Origin of the sequence: Comamonas sp. JNW (assembly GCF_003105075.1) — a bacterium.
Classification (GTDB): Bacteria; Pseudomonadota; Gammaproteobacteria; order Burkholderiales; family Burkholderiaceae_C; genus Comamonas; species Comamonas squillarum.
On record NZ_QETI01000032.1, the window covers coordinates 1 to 2,320 of the forward strand.

4 protein-coding genes are annotated in these 2,320 nt (G+C 53.8%); 1 reads left to right on the top strand and 3 read right to left on the bottom strand.

The window, feature by feature from the left end; all coding sequences use genetic code 11:
• Window positions 1-55 precede the first annotated feature (55 nt).
• Together DCO45_RS22400 and DCO45_RS22405 are read right to left on the bottom strand one after the other, a co-directional pair.
• Window positions 56-484 (bottom strand): hypothetical protein, encoded by a 429-nt coding sequence (locus DCO45_RS22400; protein ID WP_116927867.1) that lies wholly within the window; start codon window positions 482-484, stop codon window positions 56-58.
• Between the two features lie 186 nt (window positions 485-670).
• Window positions 671-955 (bottom strand): helix-turn-helix transcriptional regulator, encoded by a 285-nt coding sequence (locus DCO45_RS22405; RefSeq protein ID WP_116927868.1) that lies wholly within the window; start codon window positions 953-955, stop codon window positions 671-673.
• A gap of 88 nt (window positions 956-1,043) precedes the next feature.
• Here DCO45_RS22405 and DCO45_RS22830 point away from each other — a divergent pair, with 88 nt between their 5' ends.
• A complete protein-coding gene (locus DCO45_RS22830) occupies window positions 1,044-1,481 on the top strand; it encodes a hypothetical protein (protein ID WP_133248237.1) in 438 nt (145 codons plus the stop codon).
• Between the two features lie 664 nt (window positions 1,482-2,145).
• On the opposite strand, the gene DCO45_RS22410 is transcribed toward DCO45_RS22830, so the two are convergent.
• On the bottom strand, window positions 2,146-2,320 hold a 175-nt coding region (locus tag DCO45_RS22410), incomplete at its 5' end, for an integrase core domain-containing protein (RefSeq protein WP_165841259.1).

Sequence of the window (2,320 nt, forward strand, 5' to 3'; positions counted from 1 at the left end):
TGCGGGTAGAAGCTTGGCTGCAAAACCGCGCATAAGCGGGCAAATCGGCTGTGAGCTAACTGGCCAGTCTGAATTCAGCGGTTTTGCAGAGGATCCCTAAGCCCGTCTGATATTTGAAGAGGCGCAACTCATGCTTGGCCCTAGATCGCTTATGCAGCAGTTCCTCAATGTCCAACACCCCAATATCAACACCATAGATGTCGTTCAGGTTGGTTGAAAGATCCTCAGCGACGAACACTTCGTCGAGATCGAAGATACCAATCGCTTCGAAATGTGTTCGATCGCCGGGCCCTTCGTGGTTCGCATCGCTCAAGCCAGGGAGCATGTCCGAAGCGCGGCTGTATGCCGCCTCTGGGTCGCCGACTGCGAACATATGCAATGCGAGAAAGTGATGTTCTTCACTGCGAAGAACCTCGTACGGTGGTTGATTGTTCAACCAAAGGTTTTCCTCCTTCATGAGGAAGTGAGCCACATACAAAGGCATAAGTGAGGTGCTTTCAAGGGAGAAGGTTTACGGCGAATTTACGCTCCAATCGAGGAGAGCCTCTATCTCTGCTCTTAACAGGAAAGAACAGGCAAAGGCACCAGATACACCGGGCTATCTGACTTTCTCCACGCTCGCTCGCACACGCAGTTTTCCGCAACCCAACGCTGCGTAGTCTGCCCCCTTTTAGCTTCGGCTTCTCGTCTTCTTGCTAGCTGCGAATAGGTTGCTATCCCGTCTTTCGAGGTATTCCGCAAGGACCTCCAACGGTGCCACTCCAAGCGCCTCCGCGAACTCCACCAATTCCACAGCATCAATGCGCCGCTCGCCACGCTCGCACTTGGACACAAAAGTCTGCGTGTTACCAAGACGCTGTGCCAGCTCCACTTGCGACACGCCCATACGCTTGCGCGTGGCAGTGAGAACGGACAGTAAGAGCTGGTAGTTGGGATTGTGGGTGGAGCGGTACATGGTGGATGGACATGAAACTGCTCACAAGTTAAAGTCCGTTCTGGAATAGTCTGAAATGGACTATTTCTGCAACCAAACCGCCCTCTGAATGCTTGCAAGCACGCCACCCGAGCGTCCGCATTTATGCATCAACCTGAAAGGATTTATTGCTATGGAGCACGAGCACAAGCTCCTTGTCGTGACCGATGAAGTCGTCAGTCAAACTTCCTTGGGTGAAGGCCTTATCGAAGCTGAAGTGCTTGATCCCTCTGGTTCCGGAGTGGATGAGCAGGATGATGCTCGCATGCACCAACAAGCGCTGCGACGGTTCAGGCCTACACAGCTATGGATCTGTCTGCTGTTTTTCTTTGAAGGGGTCTTGGGAGTGTTTGTTGTTGGCTGGCCGGCGCTGATTCTTTGCATTCTGGGAATCTTGTATATGGCATGGGTGGCCAAGCGGTCTAATGCGCCAGCAAGTGAGGACATGAATCGAGGGCGCATGTATGGCGGAGATGCAAGACTGCCGACCACCCGATGGCGGCCATAACGCCTAGTCAAATTGATAGACCGCATCCAGCCTAAAACAGCGATCAATGGCTGAGCACTGCCATCAGAAGCTCGATACCAACTTCGATGCAACGTCTACCCCTTTGAAGATCTCCCGGCCTCCGCCAACCCGAACTCCAAGAATTGCCGTTTACGATTCATCGGCTCTCTGCACCCCACCCCAATCCCCCCACAACCCCAAAGCTTATTTGCGAATGATTCTCAATTGATCATATACTGCACCCATGGCGTAGCAATTGCGGCTACTCCAAGGTTCATCGTGGGGCGACTGACCGGAACTGTCCGGAAGTCGTTTTTGCCAGCCAATGGTTCACACTAGCCACGCATTTTTTTGCGATGAACACCGGCTTCGATAGCGCCATTGCAGCGCAGCGATCCAGTCTCTGAAAACGCCTTTGCTCTGCCCTGCCAATGTTTGGCAAGCCAGCACCACCAGACCTTCTGTCTACCCTCCCCTGATCTCTCTCTATCTACACACATGCTGAGGGCATGTTTTTTTGCGTCTGCACAGTGCCTCGCGTTGACGGCATCTGCGCGCTTCAAACCGGGCCAACCCAACAAAAAGCCCAGACGCCCCCTGCCAACGGCAGCAGCAATCTGGGCTCACTCACATCACCCACCGCAGCGGCAAGCGCTGCAGCGGGCTAGCTGTGAACTGTCAAGAGGTTGTTTGCAGATTTGAGCCTGGCCATCGGGGTAATTCGACCAATGCCGCTGTGTGGCCTGTGCCAGTTGTAGTAATGCTGCCAGCGATGTAAGGCTTGTGTTCGCTCAGCTGAATTCTGGTATGTCCAACCATAGGCCCACTCGCGCAGCGCC

Excerpts from the sequence above, each read along its gene's own strand:
- DCO45_RS22830 (WP_133248237.1), top strand. The coding sequence starts at position 1,044 with ATGCTTGCAAGCACGCCACCCGAGCGTCCGCATTTATGCATCAACCTG.
- DCO45_RS22405 (WP_116927868.1), bottom strand. The coding sequence starts at position 955 with ATGTACCGCTCCACCCACAATCCCAACTACCAGCTCTTACTGTCCGTT.
- DCO45_RS22400 (WP_116927867.1), bottom strand. The coding sequence starts at position 484 with ATGCCTTTGTATGTGGCTCACTTCCTCATGAAGGAGGAAAACCTTTGG.